A 2,232-nucleotide genomic window follows, 5' to 3' on the forward strand; every position below is an offset into this window, starting at 1 on the left:
GATTAATACGCTTAGTTTACCAAGTTTACTTGTACGGTTTCTTCAGCATAGCTCAAATGTCCATCTACTGAAAATCATGGACATTATCTCGCTTTAGTTTGGGTTGAAATAGGTGGGATGGTCGGGGGCTTACCCTATTTCATCCCAAATTAAAACAGGTAATGTACATTTAAGATGATGAATGTTCTTTCAACACTAAATTTGCCTATTTATAAATTGACACAACACTGACTTCTACACGACGGTTCGGTTGTAAACAATTAATCAAATCCGCTCTTGGTAGTGAACTATTACATTGTTTAACAGGTTGGCTTTTGCCTGCGCCAGTGGCCATTAATGAATTGGCATCGATCCCTTTATTGATTAGATAGCTTCTGACAGTTTGGGCGCGCAGTAGTGACAAATTCATGTTGTACATGTCTTCACCTAAATAGTCGGTGTGTCCAGTGATCATAATTTGGGTGGCGCCTTTGCTTTGGTAGGCCATCAATTTTTCTGCCAAATTATCCAATTCTAAATAACCCGCCGCCAACATATCCTCTGGCCTCCACTTGTCAAAGCGGAACAACACATCTGCTGATAAATTAATTTTTTCGACGACCGATGCCACCGGTGTAGCCATTGGGGCAACAACTACGGCAGGTTGAGCAGGTTCTGCATTGGCAAGCGCGGCACAATCCTCTGGGTGCCAATAAAACTCTTGACCTTTATAGTCTTTATCAAAAATGACTTTATATTGGCAGATTTTGACCGAGCTGTCGGGTTGGTAGAATTTCATAATATAGTCCCACTCGTGTGCATGTTGTGCTTCGCTAAAATGGGGACGACCAATCAGCTGATAGAGTTCATCTTTGCCAATACCAGGCTTAATTTTGCTCAGATTTTCGCTATTGGGAAATTGACCGTCTTTTTGCCATGCCTTATCAAGTTTTGGAAAAAAAATGTTAGACGGTTCAATATGACCGTTACTATCAATACTGTGGCTAATGGTATTAGTACAAGCGGTGAGGCTTAAAGTTAGACTTGTTAAAGCAAATGCTAGCTTTTGGATAATATTCATAATAATCCTTTTTAAGTATTTTAATAAATGTTTTAAATAAGAGCGTATTTAGTACGCCCTTACTTTTTATTCTCTAAAGCTTACCAATGGAAACCTGCGCCCACTGCCCCCCCAAAATTGCCTTGTGTATCGGCGGTACCATTGGCTTTAATCACCCAACGTCCATTATCTGATAGCTTCGAAACGCCTACAGCTGCGGCGCTTTGACCGTTATAGGTTGCTATACCACCTGCAAGCATCGATTTGCCTGGTAGATAAGCCTGTGGTAAAGCAGCGGTAGCCATAGCAGCTGATGTACCCGCATTGGCATTGTCCTCAACATCACCAATACGATAACCCATGTCATTTAAAGCGTTATTGACACTACCTGCTAACGAGTTAAGCTGACCAATATTGACAGCATCGGTAGGTGCACGCCCTTCGGCAACGTTAGTGATACGATTGTCACCATTGTTAAGTCCCTCGTTACTAAGTGCGACTGCACTATTATTAATATTAATGCTGTCAACACGAACATTTTTAGCAAGGTCATAATTAACGGTGTTATCGCTAGCAGTTTTACTAATGACAATGTTGCCATCATTGTTTTTTATGTTGACTGTTGCTGCTGGTTTAACAAGGCTACCATTAGCCCCATTCGCTGTTAAGGTAAAACCTGAGTTATTGATTGCACTTGTCACATCGCCTGCTGTTACTAACGCATTAGGCGCTATAGGTAAATTAACTGACCCCGTCGCAGCGTTGGTTAATGGACTAGTCACAGCTGTTAACTTGCCAGCATTATTGGTCGTGATAGTGGTATCATCAGTATTGACATTAACTTGGTAAACACTGCTATTATCAGGATTAGTCATGCCAATAACTGACGTGTTTTTACCATTAACCACAGTAGTTTTTGCAGCGGCAGCTAGTGTAGTTAACTGACTAACATTCACGGCATCTGTTGAATTGATACCCGCTGCTACGTTAGTAATCGGCTTATTGTTCATATTAATGCCATTAGCATTAATGACTGGTCCACCGTTGTTGAGGCTTAGGCTGTCGGCTGTTAGATTTGGTGTGGTTGCAATGGTGAAGTTGCTGCCATTACGGGTAATAGCAATGTTGTTGCCATTGTTGAAGTTAACCTGATCACCTGATTTAATGAATTGTCCAGTGTCACCATTTGCCTT

The 2,232-nt window shown here is 41.4% G+C and carries 2 protein-coding genes; both read right to left on the bottom strand.

The window, feature by feature from the left end:
• Positions 1 to 205: 205 nt before the first annotated feature.
• The gene (locus RTL34_RS11530; RefSeq protein WP_138019174.1) at positions 206 to 1,060 is read right to left on the bottom strand and encodes an OmpA family protein; all 855 of its coding nucleotides are present in this window, start codon (positions 1,058 to 1,060) and stop codon (positions 206 to 208) included.
• 80 nt (positions 1,061 to 1,140) lie between these two features.
• Positions 1,141 to 2,232, bottom strand: a 1,092-nt coding sequence (locus tag RTL34_RS11535) for a YadA family autotransporter adhesin (RefSeq protein WP_312117057.1), incomplete at its 5' end; no start/stop codon positions are given.

The sequence above is a fragment of the Moraxella sp. CTOTU47915 genome, assembly GCF_031986685.1.
In the GTDB taxonomy this organism is placed as follows: Bacteria; Pseudomonadota; Gammaproteobacteria; order Pseudomonadales; family Moraxellaceae; genus Faucicola; species Faucicola tetraodonis.